A 21,601-nucleotide genomic window follows, 5' to 3' on the forward strand; every position below is an offset into this window, starting at 1 on the left:
TATCGCTTCTCCTTTATCATCATGAAAAATTCAAATACAGCCGCGGAAACCTACCTAATTGGAGAGCATGCCATTATTAGCTCAACCTCTTATACTTTTGAATTTTCGTTGTACTGTTTTGATGTTATGTCTTATCTCATATCTCGATTTCATCCTAATTTTTGTGGGACTTTTGTCAGACTAAAGGCATAATATTTTACGACAACTTTGTTTATTTACAGACTAATCTCATGTTTCTCTATTACTTTGTTACTTGGAATCCGTTCAGCATTCTCAACTCCCGGAATAATTTTATCAGCCTGGTTAATTATTTCTTCCCGACTTAATTTAGGTGTTATTTCTTGTAACTTTTCAGGTTTAATACCTATCGCTTCCAACTCCAACCTAGCTGCAGGAGAAATGTTCTGTGCATTTAATTCCACACCATAATGAGCCGCTACATATAATACTGCCGGTGAGCAGCCTAATTCTTTGGCCGGTCTTGCTCCAAAATCAAGCATATCAAGAATATGCCGAGCCAAAACATCTTTGGGCGCTACGATGCACGGTAACTTAGCTTTCAGTGTTTGTGCATACGCGCCGGAATTATGAGCAGTATCGCCTGGCCGACACTTCATGAAAGGTTGAGAGCGGCTATAATCCTCCACAATAGTACAACCAATACCCACCGAAATATGTTTTCCGGTAATTCCACAAAGAATGTCTTGATCTTTCATTATCTGTAGTTGACCTAAAATGGGGACAAGCATTTCTTCCATGGAAACACAGTCCATTACTTCAGTTCCGGAATTATTATTAACAACACGACCACTAATTGCTACGTTATGCAGCGGCACATGCTTCTTCGCCGGATCAGGTCCAATATAAAGTTTTTTAGTGGAAAACTTTTCGTAACCCATCCTCAAATGTGGTTCTCGTACAAACATTTCCGGTTTTAATTCCCGTTCTTTGCAAAATAACCGGCCAAATTCCGGATGTACATTTCCCCCGTCTGCGGCTGCAAAAGCGATAATGGCCCCTTCTACACAAAGTCCATCACTGGTTGTCGTAAATGCGTTGTCCATATCGAAAACATTTATAGCTACAGGAGAATTAAAATGTTTTGCAATGATCTTTAAACCTTCGTCTATTTCAAGATTTGCTTGTTGAAATTCGTTAACATTAACATAGGCTATATTAACCGGTGCACCGTGTTTGGGACCCCGTCCTTTCGGCAATAACCTAATTTGAATTTTTTGAGTCATGATTTCACCCCGTTTTTAAGTTAAGTCTATTTAAAAATTTCGTATTCTAATTGTTATTCTGCACCCGATTTTGTCAGCACGGTTAGTCATCAAATATAGAATGCTACCGCGTTTGTTGTTATGTTGCACATTCCGCTAGAATGTTAAATCTAGTGTTCCCCTAGTTTAGGGCGCCGGTCTTCTATTTCAGTAAAACCTTCTAATTCCACATTTTCAGTAGGATGCAGAATATTAGTATTTTCTAATATAGCTTTAACTGGTTCACCATTTTCATCGAATCCCTTTATGATAATCGTATGCATCGTTTCTGGAATTCTTGAAACAACGACAATCTCAATATTTTTTACTCGATTGTCACCAGCAATTTCTGAAACAGCATATTCCACCCTACCAGTACGCAGTGATTGGAATTTCGCATGTTTTAAATTTTCAAGTCCTTTAATTTTTACTTCTTTAAATGGGGAAAAATCATAAACTGCTGCCTTTATTTTTAAAATCCATTCCGGTAAGCTTGTATGCATTGCTCTCATTATCGGAATCCACCACCTTATATAACTTTTATTTTTGCATCCGTAATAGCAAAAATGCTCATATACTCTTGACATTTTTTCGTTTTTACTTGGGCATCTTCTTCACAAAATTATTAACGACCGCTTTTCTTATACCCCCACTACCTCCTGTGACTACCACAATTCACCGTAAAATTACCGCATAAATGATCCACCTCTTTACAATCACGAATATTTTTTTGCACCTTGTTCATTTTTAATGAACTTTAAAATGTAAAAAATTATCCACTTTTCTCGTTGAAAATCCTCTCCTTATCAATTAATAATTTGGAACACTATCAAAAACCTCCAACACCCTGAATTACTGCATTCCCAAGTACATGGCTGTCTGTTCCCTCTATGGATTAACATAAAAATATACCTGTCGTTTCAGATCGAAAATGCTTATAAAGTTGGCCCACCGGAATCGAACTTCGTTGTGTCAGCTGATTCTTACGGGACGCCGCGTTTTAGGCTTGTCATCACCAGTCCTATTTTTCGCATCAGGCGATGGATTCCCTTATGATAATCGGGATGCCCGAACCAATAGCGTAACATAACCTCAATCCGGCAGTATCCATATCGCGGCTACTCTCCCAAAGCCTGTGGATACATGTCTTTTGCCAAGCATTTTATCTGCAAGGCTTTTTGGAAACCGAAAATCCTTCCTCGGTAAACCAAAAAATGGAATACTATATTCTATTTTATTAACTACTTCGTTCCAAAATTGTTTTTTCCTGCATGATAATTCGTAAATTTTTTTTTGGTAGAAACAACAGGTATGCTGACGCGCTACCGCATTCGTAACCGTTAGAAATGCTTGAAAGAGTAATTCTGCAACGGCCCGCCGAAGCGGACGTCAATTTGCATCTCTTTTACGAAAAATAGCTGGACAGCTAAAACGAAGGTGCGAAATAGGAATTAAGATGCTAAAAAAATAAAAAGCCGCAAAACGGACAGAACATCCGCCTGCGGCAAATATGGAAGCAAATAAAAGTATGTGCAAAATAAGCAACCATCAAAAACTTCCTTTATGAACTATTCATATTTATTTATACAACGTCAGAATCATTCATATAATAACGATTTAGCGTGATATTTCAATATTTTCGCCACGGCCACTCCGGCTCCTGATATAAGCGCAACCGCAAAATGCGCCACAACTCTTTAAAAGCATTTTGAATGTCTTCCGCGCTATGCCCTAGTGCCCGAAAACAGTAAGCCTGGCTGCAAAGCGCCGTCCCGGCCATCAGTACGCTATTGTCTTTGGCAATTTTCTCAATATAGCAGTTTTCTTCTTCCGTATTACGCCGCAGTAAAGCGGCCATCTCCACTTCAAGCCGAGGGTCAACCGCCCAAAATGTTCCCATATGCGAATATCCGTGCATAAAACCGAGCGGCTTCGACCATGTTTGCAAATAATCAGGAGTTTTATGCGGTTCCAGCAAAAACCTGTCACTATAGATCAACTCACGGTCAAGATAAATATTCGTTTTCTGGTCAAGGAACGTGTAGGCAAACAACTCTTGACGAGCTGCGCGGCCGGGCGCCGTAATCTCCCATAAAAAGGCTGAAGCATTATTGGATAGCAATAAATTGGTCCGGCTGAAAAAGCATGATTCTGCAAATGGAATCACTACTTCCGGCATATACTCCAGCCTTGCCCCATGCTCGACAATGAGCGTAGTAAACTGTCTCGACAATGCATTTTTCGGAGAGCGGAAAACTTTCGTCGCGCCTTGCCCCAGAACAACTGCATGCGCCCCCGGCTTTATCCGGACGGAAATAGTATGCTGGTCCCCTTGCAAAAGACCGGCAGCAGAATTCATAATGTAAAAACACACTGTCTGGAAATCGGCAGGGTAAAGAGGACTGGACGCTCGCAACGGCGTCCGTTGCCGCAGCGAGGTGATGATACTGCGGCCCTGATCTCGGGCAATTTCAGCCTGAATCACGCCGTTTTTGAGCGAAACAGGCATTATCTCATGTCCTCCATGATGACGTTTTTACGCAGCCATGCCAAAACATCGTGTAAGCCTTCTTCTGTTTTCAGATTGGTAAATAAAAAAGGCCGGTCTCCCCGCATCTTCTCGGAATCTGCGGCCATCACTTCCAGGCTTGCGCCGACATAGGGAGCCAAATCCGTCTTATTGATAATCAGAAGATCCGAGCGGGTAATGCCGGGGCCTCCTTTACGGGGAATCTTTTCGCCCTGCGCAACGTCAATGATATAAACCGCAACATCGACCAGTTCAGGACTAAAAGTAGCCGCCAGATTGTCACCGCCGCTTTCGACAAAAATAAGTTCCAGATCCGGGAATCGCTCCATTAAAGTGTCGATTGCCTCCAGATTCATGGAAGCATCCTCGCGTATGGCGGTATGCGGACAACCGCCTGTTTCTACGCCAATAATGCGGGTGGGCGGTAAAATTCCATTACGGCATAAAAATTCGGCATCCTCTTTCGTAAAAATGTCGTTGGTAATGACGGCAACGCTATAATCAGGCGAAAGATAGCGGGTCAACTTTTCCACCAGCGCAGTTTTGCCTGATCCAACAGGCCCCCCTATTCCAATACAAATCGGTCGCATCAGTTGTTCCTCCTTTACGGCATAGACTTAAGACATAAAAATTCGTGAATATAACAACTCATGAGCCATACCGGCCCAATCAAAGGCCGGAGCACTGCCGCCCCAATCGCTCTCTTCAGCGTTAAGAACCCACGCAATACATTCTTCCAGCAAAGGATGAAGAGCAGCAAGCACTTGCTGCCCGCCGGTCTGACCTATCGGAATGGCCCGCACCCCGTTGGCCACCAGGGAAACAGCCGTCATGTGGGCAAATGTCGTGAGCAACGAAGGCAATTCAATCATCGCAACGGCTCCGTAATGCCCCAGCGTGATGGCATGATGACCAAAAGGAAACTGCATGTTTGCGCCATAATTGGGATCAATTTCGCGCAAAAGCCGCCGCAGCCGCTTACCCATTTTCACACTGCCTGCGCAGCTCTCATGAGGCAGCTTCATTCCATTGAGCCTGCGGTCCAGTGAATACAGCCGCTTTTCATCAGAAGCCCCCGCCGCTTGCCAGGCGAGCTTAACGGCAAGTAAATCGGTAGTCCGCCAACTATAATAAAGATACGTCCGCATAAATTGGGCTAAATCAGCGGGACTTTTTATGTCACCACGTTGAATAAATGTTTCCAGACCAAATGATTGAGTAAACGCCCCTGATGGAAAAGAAGAATCAGCCAGTTGCAATAAACGCAAGTCTGTTTGCAGAGATTGCTGTCCTATCATGGCGCAAAGGCCTGGTCTTTTTTGACCGGCGACAGTCCCATTTTGCGCAGTTGCTCCTGCAAGACCGGGTTATACGGAGTAATGACCACATCGTCATGAATCTGAATGGGTGCATGCATATTGCCGATTGCATGGGCAGCCAATCCCATTTCGCGCATGCTTTTGACAGGCGTAATCAAAACAGACTCTTCTTTGACTTCCACGATAATAACGTGATTGCCCTCCCGGAGCAAAATGTCCCCGGGATGTAAATGCCCGCTTTCCAACTGTATTCCAATATCCCGGCCGACATCGGTCGTCTTGCGCAGAATCCTCTTATGCAATTCATCCCAGGAAAGGATGACCCGCTCTACAGTAAGTGCGCTTAGATCGCAACGGGCCTCCAGATCAGCGAGTTTACCGGCCACTTTACTGATAATCATACCTACATACTCCTCAACTTTAATATCTTTATATCGATAAATTAAAACATAAAGTAGCGCTGGGCAAGCGGCAGCACCTGAGCGGGTTCGCAGACAAGGGCTTCCCCGTCGGCCCTGACTTGGTAAGTTTCAGGGTCAACCTCAATATGCGGTGTCGCATAATTATGTTTCATATCCGCCTTGCCAATATTCCGGCAGTTCTTTACAGCAACAAGGGATTTTTCCAATTTCAAATTCTTCCGAAGTATTTCCGGATCGGCAGCTTGTGAGATAAAGGTTGCCGAACAACTTGCAATTGCTTTGCCGAAAGCGGCAAACATCGGACGCTGAATGACCGGCTGCGGCGTGGGAATGGAAGCGTTGGCATCCCCCATGGCCGCCTGCATAATAAAACCGCCTTTAATCACCATTGCCGGCTTCACTCCGAAAAACTTGGGACTCCATAACACAAGATCCGCTAATTTCCCATTTTCCACCGAACCGACAATATGGCTGATTCCATGGGTTATCGCCGGATTAATGGTATATTTGCTTATATAACGCTTAATGCGGTTATTGTCGTTTTGCTCACAATCCGTCGCCAGCGGCCCGCGCTGAATCTTCATTTTATGTGCCGTCTGCCAGGTCCTGATGATGACTTCACCCACCCGCCCCATAGCCTGGGAATCGGACGACATCATGGATAAAACGCCCATATCATGCAAAATATCCTCAGCCGCAATGGTTTCCGGACGAATACGCGAATCGGCAAAAGCGATATCTTCCGGCACCTTCCTGTCAAGATGGTGGCAGACCATCAACATATCCAAATGTTCTTCCAACGTATTGACGGTAAAGGGCCGTGTCGGGTTGGTTGATGACGGCAATACATTAGCAAGAGAAGCCACTTTTATAATATCGGGCGCATGCCCCCCGCCCGCCCCTTCGGTATGAAAAGTATGGATGGTACGCCCCGCAATGGCAGCGATGGTATCCTCAACAAAACCGGCTTCATTTAAGGTGTCGGTGTGAATCGCCACCTGGACATCATATGCATCGGCAACCCGTAAACAACAATCAATGGCCGCCGGAGTCGAACCCCAGTCTTCGTGCAATTTCAAACCGATGGCTCCCGCTTTAATTTGTTCAATTAAGGGTTCCGGACACGCATTATTGCCCTTGCCAAAAAAGCCCATATTAATAGGAAATGCTTCCGCAGCCTGCAGCATCCGGAATAGATTCCACTCACCCGGTGTACATGTGGTGGCATTGGTTCCCGCGGCGGGGCCGGTTCCCCCCCCCAGCATCGTAGTGATACCGGACGCAATAGCCGTTTCCACCTGCTGCGGACAGATAAAATGAATATGAGTATCAATACCGCCTGCCGTGACAATATAGTTTTCACCGGCAATGACTTCCGTTCCGGCACCGATAGGAATATTCACACCGGCCATCGTTTTCGGATTGCCCGCTTGCCCGATACCGAAAATCCGGCCCTCCTTAATACCAATATCGGCCTTTATAATGCCTTGGTAGTCGATAATCACTGCATTGGTAATGACTAAATCCATAGCCTCATCCAAGGCTTGCGGATCTTGCCCCATACCGTCGCGGATCACTTTGCCGCCGCCGAACTTGGCTTCATCTCCCGGCCGGGTTAGATCGGATTCTATTTCTGCCCACAACTGTGTATCAGCCAACCTAATTTTGTCGCCGGTGGTTGGTCCGTACATATCGGCATGTTGTCGGCGTGACATGATTAGAGCCACTGCTATCCCTCCTCTTCTTGAATAAACCCCTGTTGTTTGGCTTTTTCAACACATTGCTTTTTATCCAAACTGCCTGCCGTTAAATTATTGGCCCCAAACCACGGTCCTTTTCCGGAAAAAGCAACAAGTTCCACAGTACGGCGTTCCCCAGGCTCAAACCGCACGGCGGTGCCTGCAGGAATATTCAACCGCATCCCCCAGGTTGCCGCCCTGTCAAAAGCCAAATACCGGTTCACCTCAAAAAAGTGAAAGTGCGACCCGACCTGTATAGGACGGTCTCCGGTGTTTTGAACGCTCACTTTTTTAGCAGGAAGACCGGCATTGGCTTCAATGTTTCCCTCTGCCAATCGCAACTCTCCCGGTATCATTGAGTCTCCTCCCCCGTCAAACGAATCGGATGATGAACAGTGACCAATTTTGTTCCGTCCGGAAAGGTTCCCTCAACCTGAATCTCGTCAATCATTTCCGGAACCCCTTCCATAACCTGGTCCCTGGTAAGAATTTTAGTACCCATCTCCATAAGCTGCGCCACAGTATACCCGTCGCGGATGCGTTCCAATAGTTCGGCGGTAATAAAAGCAACCGCTTCCGGATAGTTTAATGCCAAACCGCGATTCAGCCGGTCGCGCGCCACTTGCCCGGCGGTATAAATCAATAATTTGTCCTTTTCAGTCGGACTCAGATGCATGGTATAACCTCCCAATATGAATCAAATTGCTATCCGCTTTTGAATTTCGTCTTGATTCAATTCCGTTGTTGCCCCATCCATGACAATGCATCCCTTATCCATGACATAATAGTAATCGGAAACATCCATGACAAACTCCAAATACTGCTCAACAATTAAAATGGTAATGTTGCCTTCGCGTTTCAAACGTTTAATTACATTGCCTATATCCTGTATTACCGAGGGTTGTATCCCTTCTGTCGGTTCATCGAGGATCAGCAGTTTTGGTTCTGAAACCAATGCCCGTGCAATGGCAAGCTGCTGCTGCTGTCCGCCGCTCAAGTCGCCGCCCTTTCGCTTCAGCATCGTTTTAAGGACGGGAAACAACTCATAGACCTTTTCTCCAATGTTGCCACTGCCCCCGCATACTTCAAGGCCGAGCAAAAGGTTTTCCTCCACCGTCAACTGAGGAAAAATATCCCGTCCCTGCGGTACATACCCAATGCCTTGCCGCGCTCTCAGGTAAGTTGGCTGAAAAATGATTTCCCTGCCGTCAAACTGAATGCTTCCCGCCGGCGTCTTTACCAACCCCATAATGCTCTTTAAAAACGTAGTTTTTCCTACACCGTTGCGCCCCAGCAGGCATACCACGTTTCCATCAGGCACACTTACATTGATGTGATTTAAAATGATACTTTCGCCATAATAGGCGTCAAGATTGCTGACCTCAAGCATCCCGTTCCCCACCCCGTCCAAGATAAACGTCGATTACTTTCTGGTTTTTCTGAACATCCGCCATGCTGCCTTCGTCCAAAATCGCACCTTCATGGAGGACCGTTACTTTGCTTGAGTAATCCCTGACAAATTCCATGTCATGCTCGACAACAATCATCGTGCAGTCCTTGGCAATTTTTTTGAGCAGTTCGCCTGTCTTCTCCGTTTCGGCTCTTCCCATCCCGGCAACCGGTTCATCCAGCAGCATGAGCCTGGGTTTTTGTGCCAAAAGCATGCCGATTTCGAGCCATTGCTTTTCACCGTGAGCCAAAGCGGCTGAATTTTGATGTTTTTTTCCATACAGCCCGATTGTGTCCAGTATATCGTCAATAAGCTCTTCTTGCTCCTTGTTTGTTTTATGGAAAATGGAAGAAAACAAGGAGCGGTTTTTCACTGCTGCCAGTTCCATGTTTTCTTGCACTGTCAAACCGGTAAATACAGAAGGAACCTGAAATTTCCTGCCAATGCCGATATTGACAATTTCATTTTCGGAATACTGCGTAACGTCCACTCCGCCTGTAAAAAGGATGCTGCCGGTTTTTGGCTTTACCCGTCCGCAAATGGCATCCAGCAGCGTCGTCTTGCCCGCACCGTTCGGTCCAATGAAAAAATGAATTTCCCCTTTCTCTATTTTGGTATTCACATGGTCAACCGCCTTGAATCCATCAAAATTCACCGTAAGATCCTGGATTTGCAGTATAGTTTCCATAACCCCACCACCTTCTCCAATCATGAAGCCTTAGGTCATTTTAAGTATTCCATACGTCCGCTCAAGCTGCCTTATTAGGCTTCTCCATCATGCCATTCTTACATTGTGTAGATTTGCGTTTGAATTTTTCCGCCATGTTTTGCACCAAACCGACAATACCGGCAGGCATATACAAAACGACAGCAATAAAGGCAAACCCGATGAAATAGGACCAAACATCCGGAAAACTTTCACTGATACCGCTCTTTAGCGCATTCACAAGAATTGCGCCAATGATGGACCCGATTAACGTTCCTTTCCCGCCGATGGCAACCCAAATCACCATTTCGATGGACGGTACAATCCCCATTTCGGCGGGAGAAATGATGCCTACCTGCGGTACATAGATGGCACCGGCTATTCCTGCAATAGCCGCGGACAAACAATATACAAACACTTTGTAACTCGTTGGATTGTATCCGGAAAACCGCACCCGATTTTCCCCATCCCGAATCGCAACAAGAATTTTGCCGATTCTTCTTTCAATTAAGAAGTTACATAAAGCATAGGTTAAAACAAGAAGCACAATGGACACGTAATAAAGTGCCATTTGAGTTGTATCAATGGATAACGGAAAACCAAACACGCTTTTGTAATCCGTTATCCCGTTTGTGCCACCGGTATAAGCCTGCTGCCCCACGAACAGCACTACAAAAATAATGGCTAATGCCTGTGATAAAATCGAGAAATAAACGCCGCGAATGCGGTTCTTAAATGTTAAATAGCCAACTGCAAACGCCAAAAAGGCAGGCAGCAAAATCGCCATAGTAAGAGAAAAAGTTCCGCTGGAGAATGGCTGCCAGAACCAGGGAAGCGTCTCCAGGCCGCTCCAGGACATAAAATCGGGAATTTTCCCACGGGCGGCTTCCAGTTTTAAATACATGGCCATGCAGTAGGCACCAAGTCCAAAATACACACCATGACCCAGACTTAAAATACCGGTATATCCCCATATTAAGTCGATGCCCAGCGCCAGAATGGCATAGGCGATAAATTTTCCCAGAAGATTTACCCTAAAATCCGATAAAAACAAAGGCGCTATGCTCAACATAACAACAATGAATATAAAGATTATATTTCGTTTGGATTGAATCCGACCGAGAACATTCAAGACATGCACCTCCTTTGCTACACTTATGCCTGATCATCCAGTGACCGGCTGTTGATTGTAAATAGTCCCTTCGGTCTCCATTGCAGAAACAGAATAACCAGCAAAAATACAAGAACTTTTCCCCAGGACGTATTAGTGAAAAATTCAAACGTTGTATTTGATGTGCCAATAACCAATCCGCCTGTGACAATGCCCCAGAGCGTCCCTACGCCGCCAAGAACCACCACCATAAAAGTATCGACAATATAAGCGGTTCCTAAAGAAGGGCCGATAGACCCCATCAACGTCAGAGCACACCCTGCAATTCCCGCCAGTCCTGAGCCGATCGCAAATGTATAGGCATCAATCTTGCGGGCGTTGATCCCCAGGCTCGCGGCCATATCACGGTTCTGCATCACCGCCCGGATGCGCCTGCCGGTGGCCGTTTTATACAGAAGCCAAAAGACGCCAATCATGCACACAACGACCAGTGCGATAATAAACAAACGCTTATACGGAAATTGCAGGCCCTGGCTGAGAATAAGCCCCCCATTCAGCCAGGCCGGACTTCTCACATCCACATTGGGCGCTCCGAAAACGCTCCTTGCCAGTTGCTGCAAAACCAGACTAACTCCCCAAGTTGCCAACATGCTATCCAACGGTCTTCCATAAAGATGCCGTATTACTGTCACTTCCAGAATAAGTCCCATGATCCCGGCGATTATAAATGCAGCCGGCATTGCCAATAAGAAATAGATGTCAAAAATACTTTTATCCATCTGTGTAAGAAAGAAATTCTGGAGCAAATAAGTAACATACGCCCCAATCATGATAAACTCACCATGCGCCATATTGATGACTTTCATCAGCCCGAAGGTAATACCGAGTCCCAAGGCTGCCAGTACGAATATTGAACTCACGCTGATTCCGTTAAAAATCTGAATGATATACGTGTCCATTCGACCACCACCTTTCTAAAAGATGCATCTTTCGGATCAGAAAGAACTGTCGCAACACCCCGGTTACAAACGGTACAGGTAGACTGGATACCTGTACCGTCCAAACCGGATTGTTTCGATTGTTTCATGCAATACTATGAGTTGCCGAGTGCCTTGGCCCACTCGTAGGCTTTGAGGAACGGATCAGGCTTAATTGTCTTTCCTGTACTCCAAACTTCCTTGATCAACCCGTCCTCCGTAACCTCGCCAATACGTACAGGCTTCCACAGATGCTGATTCTCTCCCTCAATTTTTACTAAACCTTCAGGCGCTTTGAATTCCAATCCTTTTGCAGCTTCCTTCACTTTGTCGACATCGGTGGATCCTGCTTTTTTCACTGCTTCCGCCCACAAATAGACTTGAATGTATGCAGCTTCAATAGGGTCGTCAGTTACACGGTCAGCGCCGTATTTTGCCTTATATTTCTTTACAAATTCCTTATTTTCCGGTGTATCGGTTGTTTGATAGTAGTTCCAGGAAACAAGGTGCCCTTTCATATTGTCCGCGCCAATACCGCGTATTTCCTCTTCGGCAATGCTCACGGAACAGGTCGTAAGATCTTTGGAAGTAATGCCCGCGTCCTTTAATTGTTTAAAGAAGGCCACATTGCTGTCACCATTCAACGTATTGAACACCACATCCGGCTTGGATGCCTTAATTTTGTTGATAATCGTACTGTAGTCGGTATGTCCGAGCGGAGTATATTCTTCGGCAACTACCTCACCGCCCATGGCCTGCAATTGCGCTTTGATAATCTTATTGGCGGTCCTTGGGAATACATAATCAGAACCAATCAGGAAAAACTTTTTGCCTTTATTCTGAAGCAGCCATTCCACTGCAGGAACAATCTGCTGGTTAGGCGCAGCGCCTGTATAGAAAATATTAGGAGATGCTTCCATGCCTTCGTACTGAACCGGATACCAGAGCAATCCCTTGTTATCTTCCACTACCGGCAGAACGGCCTTGCGGCTGGCAGAAGTCCAACAGCCAAATATTGTTGCCACTTTGTCTTTTTGCAATAATTTCTTCGCTTTTTCGGCAAAAGTCGCCGGATTGGACGCACCATCCTCAATAACCGGTTCCAGTTTTTTCCCTAACACTCCACCGGCTGCATTGATTTCTTCAATCGCCATCAATTCTGCGTCTTTGACCGACACTTCGCTGATTGCCATTGTTCCACTTAATGAATGCAAAATTCCTACTTTAATGGTATCTCCTGCTGCCGGGCTTTGGGCCGCCTGCTTTGATGACGAACACCCTGATAGCACGGTTGACAACAGGAATGTTGCCAGGATCACACCCGCAATTTTTCCCTTAAGTTTTTTAAAATTGTCACTCCACATACCATTGCACCTCTCACCTGTTCATTTGTTTCGACATGATGTTGGCCATAATCATGTCCGTGTGGTTACCGGTAGCGCGCTACACACCAAGCAAAAAGCGCCGTGAATGATCCTGTCCGCCCGTTTGACTGGATGGACGGAATCACTCACAGCGCCTATGCTGGTTTTGATTAGCAAATTAAACTTGATTTACCTATATTGTAATGATTAATAAGGAGAAAATGAACATCACAAATCTGCAATTTTGCCCTAAAAAAGTGCAAAGCCGTCTTACGGGACGGCTTGACCGGAACAAAACAACTGCTATGATCCTTGTTTTCTAAATTCCAACGGAGTGCAACCGCTGTACTGCTTAAACAAACGACAAAAATAATCCGGACTGCTATACCCGAGCCGTTCACTCACCTCGTAATTTTTATAGTCTCCTGTACGTAAAAGAGCTTTGGCATGCTCCATTTTGACCTTCGTCACATAGTCGGTAAAATTGTAGCCGGCTTTTTGCTTAAATAATTTTCCGATATAACTTTTGCTTACATGTACCTCATTGGCAACATCCTCCAGGGTAATGTTTTCCTCGACATGATCCATAACATACTGGCAGGTCTTTTTTACAATACCGTCTTTATGATGCAGTTCATATTTTTTGATTACTTCCAGCATATTGCGCATATACCGCAAAAACGCCAGTTTGACGTCACGAATTGTTTTAAGATGGTTGAATACAATGTTCAGTGTCATACTTTCTATTTTCTCAAGCCACGGGAAATCCTTATAAATTTCCTCTGTGATATTTTGAGTCATCTTTTCAAACAACATCCTGATTTTGAACAAATCCTGGTCCAACCTCGGGACCCGTTCAGAAAAGATATTCTCAGCTTCGGCAAACACCTCGTCGCTCCCCATAAACAGTAAATCCACCAGCTTTTTTTCCTCGCTCTTGGGGTAATATAAGGCAAGGCTTTCATCAATCAATTTCTTTTCTTTTTCCAGCCGCAAATGGAGCAACTTTTTTTCGTCCAAGTGTTTTCTTGCCCTCTCCAGCGCTTCACTCAAAATATTGTCATCCACCGGTTTGGTCATGTAATCAAATACTCCCAGCCGTATACCTTGTTGTGCGTATTCGAAGTCGTTGTACGTACTGAGGAGAATTAAACAGATATCCATTTTCCTGACTTTCAGTTCGTGCAAAAACTCAATTCCAGTCATTCCCGGCATGCGAATATCCGTAATGACGAGATCAAAAGACCCGGATGAAAGTTTTTTGAGAGCTTCCTTGCCATCACAGGCTTCATCCGCAATGCAAAATCCATAACCATCCCACTTTTTGAACCGCTTCAGCATATATCTTACAGTTTTGTCATCATCAACAATCAATACCTTATACATTGTTGCCTGCAACCCCCATTACTTCGATAGGCAAAATAAACGCTTTTTACTCTTGCGCATCTTCATTTTTACATAAAATAATGTGACACCCTTGTTTTTGTATGATTCTCCTCAGTTCCTGCGATGCTTCGTCAAAACTGTATGTACAAATTTTTTCGTGCAGCCAGTGATACTCTTCCTCCGTCAACACATTTTCAAAATACTGCTTTAAGGACTCAAAAAGGTGTTTTGCCTCAGAATCTCCATCATCCAACAAACCCAAAAGCCGTGCTAAAAGATCTTCGACATTAGCGTCGTCAACGAATCTCTCTTGTGCCGGCGTTTTCTCGCTGATAGTTTCAATAAACTTTCCTAACGCGTCGCAGCTTTCGCTTATAACGATGGCAAAACGCCTGAGTTTTCCGTTCAATGCCGGTCTGTCCGGATAGCGAAGCGCTTTCCCTAATTCCATAGATGCTTGTTTCAGAGAATTCGCTCCGATATTTGCCGCAATCCCCTTGACGGTGTGTACTAATTGCCGCGCTTCTTCAAATTTTTCCGCTGCAATCAGTCTTTCCAGCTTTACGGCATCCTCACTATGATTCGACATAAATTGTTTAAGAATATCCCTGTAGACATCCATCTTCCCGCCTATTCGATGAATTCCGCTTTCAAAATCAAAATCCACCTGCTTGTCCGGATCTGCTGCATACGTTTCGGCAACAGCGGCAGCCGTATCCTCAATATAAACATATTTCTTCAGAACATCAATCAACTTAACGGGGTTCAACGGTTTCGTAAGATAACCGCTCATGCCGGCTTCTCCGGCCTTTTCCGCAACCCCTTCCACCGCATCTGCCGACAAGGCAATCACCGGCGGGGTTTTTTCGCCTTTTAACGCTTTTATACGACGAGTGGCTTCGTAACCGTCCATCTCCGGCATGCGTATATCCATTAAAATCGCATCATATTCCTTTTGCCCTGCCATTTGCACTGCTTTAAACCCGCTTCCGGCTATATCGGTGTCAAAGCCCAAATGGGTAAGAATTTCTTTCGTCATCTTAAGATTAATTGAATTATCTTCAACAAGCAGCACTTTTTTCCGGGCAAAAATTGCTTTAAGACGGATCGCTTCATTTTCTTTTTGCACAATGGGAACAGAATCGGCGCGTTCCAATTTCGCGGTAAAGCTAAAGGTTGATCCCTTGCCAACTGTGCTTTGAACATGAATTTCTCCCTGCATGAGTTCGACTATTTTCTTGCAAATCGCCAAACCAAGCCCGGTTCCGCCGTACTTTCGCGACGTTGATGCATCCCCTTGTGTAAACACTTCAAACAATTGCGGAATCTGCTCTTCCGGTATGCCAATACCGGTATCGGCCACATGAAAACGAAGGACCACCTGTCTGCCTTTCCGCTCCAGAAGTTCTACAAGAATATGCAAGCGACCCCTATGCGTGAATTTGACTCCGTTGGAAAGAAGATTTAACAGCACTTGCTTGAGCCTCGTTGTATCGCCCTTTAAATAACGAGGTACATCCGGCTTAATCTCAAAGCCAAAATCCAAATTTTTGCGGCGCGCCTCCACTTGCATGATACTGCAAAGATCTTTGATCATATCGTGCAGATCAAAATCGACCGCCTCAAGAACCATCTTACGCGCTTCGATCTTTGAAAAGTCAAGAATCTCATTGATAATTCCCAATAGGTTTTTTGCGGCCATACCCAAATTTTGCGTGTACTCGGCCTGTTTGGCGGTAAGCGCGGTATTTTCAAGTAAATAATGATAACCGATGATCGTGTTCAAAGGAGTCCGTATTTCGTGACTCATATGAGCAAGAAACTCGCTTTTGGCATTATTGGCCATTTCTGCCTCATCTTTTGCAGCTTTCATGGTTTCCTCGGCCTGTTTTCTTTTGACCAATTCTTCCTGAAATGAATTAGACAACTCGTTGAACGTCTGCGCGAGCAGACGCAGTTCCAGCGACCCCTCGGGTACCAGGCTGAATTTTTCATTACGGAACGAAAATACTTTTAATAATTCCGTATAATGATTGATCGGAGAGGTGACTTGAGTAAACAGGATTCTGATTAACACCGCAATTGCACATATGATAATAACGGCCAGTACGGTCTGCAATATCGCCGCTTTCGTTGTCGCTTCCCGGGCCACCTCCAGTTCCGCTTCCAAACGGTCATTCATAATGGTTTGAAATTGGGCAATCGGCCCCATAATACTCCGCTTATCGGCGTCATACTTGGCATCAAACATAATATTCCGTGCTTTAGCCAGTTTCTCGTCCGCACTAAGTTGCTGATCTTCGCTGCTTAAGTGAAAGGATGCAACTTCCGGCGGCATATCCTGTTCCGGGACATTCTGCGCCTCCAGGACCAGGCGCATCGAATGCCGTTCGGTGTTCACAAGGGCGTCTGAATTTCTCTTGGCTTCCGCTAAGAGCGCCATCTCCTCGCTTGGCGAATTCAGTTCACCCAACCGGGATATCACCTTATCACGCGTTTGCGTGATGTTTATTTCTTCCCAATACTTATTCATATGAACAGCATCTTTTGTCACTGCATATTTTCTGGCCTCGTCCGTAAGGTAGTCGGAGGCGGTAGCCAGATTAATGCCCAGTTGCTTAAATTCCGTTCTCCTCTGCTCGGCAATTCGCTCGTCCTTTATACTGGAATTCATATATATAATGCTGCTGCCAAGCAGTATGGCGATGAAAAAGAATATTCCCAGCATCAAGGCACTGATCGTCGATTGTTTGATGACAAATTTAGAATTCATACCATCAATCCTCTGGGTGTTTACTGATAAACTGTAGCTGCGCAAAATGTTTGCGAAAAAGTCGCACATTTTTTGCGAAAACATTTTGTATAAACTTACCTTCTATTATATATAACGTTACCCAAAAATCAAAACACCCCCGCTCGGCCGTAAACCGAACGGGGGTGTTTTTTTCAAGCAGTTTCAAATTCTCTTTCTTGCATAGCTCTCATGCAACGTTCTTGAGCAATTTTGGCATATCCAGCATCCTTCTCAATGCCAATAAAGTTTCTCCCTGTGCGAATAGCCGCCACGCAAGTAGTGCCGGAGCCAGCGCAATTATCAAGCACCAATTCGCCTGGATTGGTATAGGTTTTGATTAGATATTCCGCTAATGCAAGCGGTTTTTGGGTAGGGTGATAATGCCCATCCTCTTTGCCGGTAATCCTGATAACATCTCTCGGGTACCGTGTGCCCGTATTGATGTTTTCGCATTTCTTCCATTTTACTTTATATAAATCGGTATTCGACTTGCCGCTATCCTTCCTGCTATACGGCTCTCCTGGGGTAAATTGCGGATTATATGTCGGCAGGTGCTTATAGAACACCAGAATAATCTCATGACAACGCAGCGGCATGCGCTTTGCATTCAAAAAGCCAACCGCACGCGATTTTTCCCATACATATTCATCTCTAAACCATTTGCGATTACTGTTAATCAAATCTGTAGTGAACGGCTGTTGAGAAAACAGCACGATTGCCCCGTCATCTTTTATCACCCGCTTATACTGTGCCCAGAGCTGATCAAACGCTATTATTTTGTCCCACGAGCAATTTGTTCGCCCGTACGGTAAGTCGCACAGTATCATATCAACGGAGCGATTATCTATATATCGCATTGCTTCAAGACAGTCTGCGTTAATAATTTTATTCATTGTAACATCTCCTATCTATGCGGTAAAAGACTAAAAATCCTCCCGGAACACCGTTACAGGTGCCGGGAGGACTGAATAGATTTGCCTAAAATAAGAAAAGTAGTTTATCGGTTTTCACCGTGTATTTGATCTCCCAACCCGATTCCTTGCCGCCAAAATGCTGCTCATAAGAAAGCGCAGCATCTTTACTAAAGTTTCTCTGCAATTGTACCGGAATGTACCGGTCGCCGCCGTGTTGGCCGAACCCGGCAGACCATTCCAAGTTTCGATAGTTATTGACCTTATAAACACCGACCTGCCATTCCTGAGTCCCGGCAGGCTGCTTGACTTGCTGCGGAACAGTCAATGTTCTATCAGAGGGAGACAGCGCTGCTGGCGGCAGTGTGGGGTCTTTTTCATTAATACGCCTTGCCGTATCCTGGGCAGCCTGTTCAACCGTAGGAGCCTGGACAGTAAAATTCACTACCGGCTGTTTTTGCCCGGCCTGGGCCTGCTTTACGGCATCTGCCAGCATTTGCGCATTCTGTCTACTTTCCTGGAGCAAGTTTTGTAGCGCGTTAACGTCAGTTGCCTGTTTTTGGTTGATTACTTTGGTTTCTCGCAGCGCAGTTTCTGTTTCAGCATATTTCTGATATGCGAAATAGGCTGTCGCGACGAATAATAAAATGAGAAGAAAAATAAAAACCGGCCGTCGAAATTGTTGCCAAAGGCCGGTTTTTACTATTTCATATCCGTTCATCTTATCCCAACGCTTTCAGCGCGCCAGCCGCTACAAGTAACCCCACGGCGACACCGATAAGGAAGGCCCGTTTGGTTTGAACGTTAATGGCTTCCTTAATTTGATCGTCAACACGCTCCAATACATCAGCCTGCCCCAAGAACCAAGCTCCTATAGCCTTTAAGCCGTTTACAATTTTACCCATTTTATAAGCCTCCTTTTGCGAAATAATCAGTAATGCCCCGAGCGATTGCGCGGGCAAATTCATCTTGCGCGGCCGGGTCGGCCAGCATGCACTCGTCGTCAGGATTAGAAATAAACGCCAGCTCCACCAGCGCAGCGGGCATATCGGTGTTTGATAGTACATATAACCCGTTTACGCCAGGCGTCGCCTCTTTGAGTCCTCTGTCAATAACCGGCAGCGAAGTGACGATTTGCTGTTGAATACATTCAGCCAGCACCTTACCTCTAAGGGAACCGTGGCAATACCATGTTTCTGTGCCTTGCGCCGCCGTATTTGCAGCGCTATTACAATGAATAGAAACAAAAACGTCCGCCCCCCAGGAATTTGCGGCACCCACCACATAGCCTAACAAGTCGCTTTGCAGTAATTGCGTAGCGCAACCGGCAGCGCGGAGATAACCGTCAACCAAAGTTCCTACCGCCAACACCACATCGCATTCTCGCAAACCCGTGAGCGGATTTACCGCGCCGGGGTCCGGGATGCCACTCGGCGCATGTCCTGGATTAATGAATACATTCATGCTCAAAACCTCCCTTTACACATCTTTGCTGGCATCATGCAAATCCGGGGTATTCGTCGCTTTTTGCATCTTCCGTATTGCCGCCACTTCGATATCAATTACCCATCCAACGAGCGCGGCCGGAACAAGAATTCTACGCCATCCAAGCAGTGAATTGATTTCTTGAATAGCCGTTGATCGCTTTTGTGAATTTTCCATGTTATCAGCGAACTTGTCCAACTCGTATATAACGCTCCTTATGGCGTCATGCAAAGGACTGTCGGTAAGCGAGCGATACAGAAAATGCAGCATTACGGCCAAAAAATTAACTGCCAGCAATATGCCAACAGTCAGTAACACCACCTGCAGTTCAGTGGAAATGGTCAAAATCACTACCTCCTTTCTTCCGGATTTTCTTCCACATTGTTCATCCCCTCCTTTCTGAGACAAATTGATGCAAGCAACTTCCTGCGCAGCTTGTAGCTGTTGCAGTGTTGCATGATGCCCAAATAGCTGTTCAGGCTGGCATTAAACCCCGCAAAATCAATCCTCCCCTTCCGGTACTGCTTTTGTAAGTGTTTAATGCGGCGTTTCATCTTCAATGCCGTCTTCTTTCTAAGTTTTATATGGGTAGGCCAAATGCGGTACCCGCAAAAATCGACCCCTTGATTAGTAGTGCGGATCGTCGTCTTATTGTTCAGCGTAAGTTTGAGCCGATTGGTTAAGAACTGCTCAATGCTCTCCTTTAAAGCCCATAGATGCTTTTTATCGTGATGCAAAATACAGACATCGTCCATATAGCGCACGTAATATTTCGTCTTAAGAACATGTTTGCAGTATTGGTCCAGTTCATTAAGATAAAGGTTTGCAAACATTTGACTGGTCAAATTGCCTATCGGGATACCAATGTCTCCTATACGCTCTTTCGCAAAATCATGGTCGCCTAATTCCATACCGAATTTTGTTTCGCTGCGAATGATCGTTTCAAACAGTTGCATCAAGCACTCATCGGCTATGATGCGCCGTAAGATTGACAACAAGACATCATGGTCAATCCGGTAAAAATATTTACTGATATCCAACTTAAGCACATAAAACGGTTGATTTGTCCGTGAAAACAACCGTAAATACTGTTGCAACTTGCTGACTGCCCGGTGCGTGCCGTAACCAACCCGGCAAGCATAACTCGTATTGATATACCGCCTTTCTAACAGCGGATTAAGCTGCCGATATATGGCCCATTGGACCACTCGGTCCCGAAAAGGCAAAGCCATGACCAATCGTTTTTTGGGTTCATAGACAAAGAATTCGCGATAGCGGCCAACTTCATATGTTTGCCATATCAGCTCATTTTGCAGCGTGATGAGGTTTTCTTCAAGATTGTTAGAAAATCGCAGTACTTCTTCTCTATAGCGCTTGCTCTTGCGCGCCATATAGTACGCCTGCAGTAAATTATCAAAATCATAGATACTTTCATAAAGATTTTTAATTCGTTTCAAAATCCAACCTCCCACCTAAATGGGGCCAGGTTCTGCACCGTTCAATACATTACTAGCTGCAGCCTGGCATTTTAGTTTTTTGCCTGTAAGGTAAGGCAGGGAAGAATGCCCCTTTATCCCCATGTACTGTCCGGTAGCCCGTGAGCTACCGGCTTCTGACAAAGGGTAGAGCGGAGCGGAACCCGATGTTGTTGCTCGAATTCGTGCGGGCGTTATTCAAGTTCAAAGAGAACACGCCAGCGTTCGCGGCGTTGTTCCAGTTGCCACCACGGATCGGAATTTTTGCGGCATTCTCCCCAATATGTTTAAACCTTAAAAGCCTTTATCCAACCGCCAAGCATGCGGCCAATTTCCGATAACATCCTCGCTAGATTTTCATAGCGGTTAATCGGCAAAAACTTAAAATCATATCCCAGCCGGATATGATAGCGCAGTATTTCAAGCTGAATATCCGCATCTTGCAGTGTTGTCTTCTTGTGATATCGCTTGTTAGCCGTAATAAATAGTTTCAGCAATTCGGTTGCGGCCTGTTTTGTGTCTGCCGCTAGCGTGTGTCTTTCACTCTTAGGATATTGCCGAATGCTTTCGTGGAGAAATTGAAGCATGTCATATGTTTTCTGCAAAATAGCTAGTTCAGACACCAATACTCACCTTTTTCAGGAAATTCAGGGACGGACTACCGTCCGTC

23 protein-coding genes are annotated in these 21,601 nt (G+C 45.3%); all 23 read right to left on the minus strand.

Going from position 1 to position 21,601, the window contains the following annotated elements:
• Positions 1–215: 215 nt before the first annotated feature.
• Positions 216–1,244 carry a hypothetical protein gene (locus SCACP_RS15215; RefSeq protein ID WP_425058333.1) on the minus strand — a complete coding sequence of 343 codons (1,029 nt, stop codon included), beginning with the start codon at positions 1,242–1,244 and terminating at the stop codon, positions 216–218.
• A gap of 149 nt (positions 1,245–1,393) precedes the next feature.
• The gene (locus SCACP_RS15220; protein WP_425058334.1) at positions 1,394–1,774 is read right to left on the minus strand and encodes a hypothetical protein; all 381 of its coding nucleotides are present in this window, start codon (positions 1,772–1,774) and stop codon (positions 1,394–1,396) included.
• Between the two features lie 1,118 nt (positions 1,775–2,892).
• Positions 2,893–3,771: an urease accessory protein UreD gene (locus tag SCACP_RS15225; protein ID WP_425058335.1), complete on the minus strand. Its 879-nt coding sequence runs from the start codon at positions 3,769–3,771 to the stop codon at positions 2,893–2,895.
• Positions 3,771–4,382, minus strand: coding sequence for an urease accessory protein UreG (gene ureG / locus SCACP_RS15230; protein ID WP_425058336.1), 612 nt, complete (start codon positions 4,380–4,382; stop codon positions 3,771–3,773). The genes SCACP_RS15225 and ureG overlap by 1 nt, the downstream gene beginning before the upstream one ends.
• Before the next feature lie 27 nt (positions 4,383–4,409).
• Positions 4,410–5,090, minus strand: coding sequence for an urease accessory protein UreF (locus tag SCACP_RS15235; protein WP_425058338.1), 681 nt, complete (start codon positions 5,088–5,090; stop codon positions 4,410–4,412).
• The gene (locus tag SCACP_RS15240; RefSeq protein ID WP_425058339.1) at positions 5,087–5,512 is read right to left on the minus strand and encodes an urease accessory protein UreE; all 426 of its coding nucleotides are present in this window, start codon (positions 5,510–5,512) and stop codon (positions 5,087–5,089) included. The genes SCACP_RS15235 and SCACP_RS15240 overlap by 4 nt, the downstream gene beginning before the upstream one ends.
• A 41-nt stretch (positions 5,513–5,553) precedes the next feature.
• The gene (ureC, locus tag SCACP_RS15245; RefSeq protein ID WP_425058340.1) at positions 5,554–7,260 is read right to left on the minus strand and encodes an urease subunit alpha; all 1,707 of its coding nucleotides are present in this window, start codon (positions 7,258–7,260) and stop codon (positions 5,554–5,556) included.
• Between the two features lie 2 nt (positions 7,261–7,262).
• A complete protein-coding gene (locus tag SCACP_RS15250; protein ID WP_425058342.1) occupies positions 7,263–7,628 on the minus strand; it encodes an urease subunit beta in 366 nt (121 codons plus the stop codon).
• Positions 7,625–7,948: an urease subunit gamma gene (locus SCACP_RS15255; RefSeq protein ID WP_425058343.1), complete on the minus strand. Its 324-nt coding sequence runs from the start codon at positions 7,946–7,948 to the stop codon at positions 7,625–7,627. Before SCACP_RS15255 ends, SCACP_RS15250 begins: the two co-directional genes overlap by 4 nt.
• Positions 7,949–7,969: 21 nt before the next feature.
• On the minus strand, positions 7,970–8,662 hold the full coding sequence (urtE, locus tag SCACP_RS15260) for an urea ABC transporter ATP-binding subunit UrtE (RefSeq protein WP_425058344.1): 693 nt from the start codon (positions 8,660–8,662) through the stop codon (positions 7,970–7,972).
• Complete coding sequence (urtD, locus tag SCACP_RS15265) at positions 8,655–9,410, minus strand: urea ABC transporter ATP-binding protein UrtD (protein ID WP_425058345.1); 756 nt, start codon at positions 9,408–9,410, stop codon at positions 8,655–8,657. The genes urtE and urtD overlap by 8 nt, the downstream gene beginning before the upstream one ends.
• A 61-nt stretch (positions 9,411–9,471) precedes the next feature.
• On the minus strand, positions 9,472–10,560 hold the full coding sequence (gene urtC, locus SCACP_RS15270; RefSeq protein ID WP_425058346.1) for an urea ABC transporter permease subunit UrtC: 1,089 nt from the start codon (positions 10,558–10,560) through the stop codon (positions 9,472–9,474).
• Positions 10,561–10,583: 23 nt separating this feature from the next.
• The gene (gene urtB / locus SCACP_RS15275; protein ID WP_425058347.1) at positions 10,584–11,498 is read right to left on the minus strand and encodes an urea ABC transporter permease subunit UrtB; all 915 of its coding nucleotides are present in this window, start codon (positions 11,496–11,498) and stop codon (positions 10,584–10,586) included.
• Between the two features lie 134 nt (positions 11,499–11,632).
• A complete protein-coding gene (urtA, locus tag SCACP_RS15280; RefSeq protein WP_425058348.1) occupies positions 11,633–12,880 on the minus strand; it encodes an urea ABC transporter substrate-binding protein in 1,248 nt (415 codons plus the stop codon).
• A gap of 303 nt (positions 12,881–13,183) precedes the next feature.
• Entirely contained in the window at positions 13,184–14,266 is a 1,083-nt protein-coding gene (locus tag SCACP_RS15285) for a response regulator transcription factor (RefSeq protein WP_425058349.1), read from the minus strand.
• A 46-nt stretch (positions 14,267–14,312) separates the two neighbouring features.
• Positions 14,313–17,039, minus strand: a complete 2,727-nt coding sequence (locus SCACP_RS15290) for an ATP-binding protein (RefSeq protein WP_425058350.1) — start codon at positions 17,037–17,039, stop codon at positions 14,313–14,315.
• Between the two features lie 173 nt (positions 17,040–17,212).
• Positions 17,213–17,953, minus strand: coding sequence for a DNA-methyltransferase (locus SCACP_RS15295; RefSeq protein ID WP_425058351.1), 741 nt, complete (start codon positions 17,951–17,953; stop codon positions 17,213–17,215).
• 85 nt (positions 17,954–18,038) lie between these two features.
• On the minus strand, positions 18,039–18,692 hold the full coding sequence (locus SCACP_RS15300; protein WP_425058352.1) for a hypothetical protein: 654 nt from the start codon (positions 18,690–18,692) through the stop codon (positions 18,039–18,041).
• 1 nt (position 18,693) lies between these two features.
• Entirely contained in the window at positions 18,694–18,876 is a 183-nt protein-coding gene (locus tag SCACP_RS15305; RefSeq protein WP_425058353.1) for a hypothetical protein, read from the minus strand.
• 1 nt (position 18,877) lies between these two features.
• Positions 18,878–19,435 (minus strand): N-acetylmuramoyl-L-alanine amidase family protein, encoded by a 558-nt coding sequence (locus SCACP_RS15310; protein WP_425058354.1) that lies wholly within the window; start codon positions 19,433–19,435, stop codon positions 18,878–18,880.
• Positions 19,436–19,450: 15 nt separating this feature from the next.
• Positions 19,451–19,807 (minus strand): hypothetical protein, encoded by a 357-nt coding sequence (locus tag SCACP_RS15315; RefSeq protein ID WP_425058355.1) that lies wholly within the window; start codon positions 19,805–19,807, stop codon positions 19,451–19,453.
• Positions 19,807–20,913: a reverse transcriptase domain-containing protein gene (locus tag SCACP_RS15320; protein ID WP_425058356.1), complete on the minus strand. Its 1,107-nt coding sequence runs from the start codon at positions 20,911–20,913 to the stop codon at positions 19,807–19,809. Before SCACP_RS15320 ends, SCACP_RS15315 begins: the two co-directional genes overlap by 1 nt.
• Positions 20,914–21,218: 305 nt before the next feature.
• Positions 21,219–21,554 carry a diversity-generating retroelement protein Avd gene (gene avd / locus SCACP_RS15325; RefSeq protein WP_425058357.1) on the minus strand — a complete coding sequence of 112 codons (336 nt, stop codon included), beginning with the start codon at positions 21,552–21,554 and terminating at the stop codon, positions 21,219–21,221.
• Positions 21,555–21,601 lie beyond the last annotated feature (47 nt).

This window comes from Sporomusaceae bacterium ACPt (assembly GCA_041428575.1).
In the GTDB taxonomy this organism is placed as follows: Bacteria; Bacillota; Negativicutes; order Sporomusales; family Sporomusaceae; genus Sporomusa_D; species Sporomusa_D carbonis.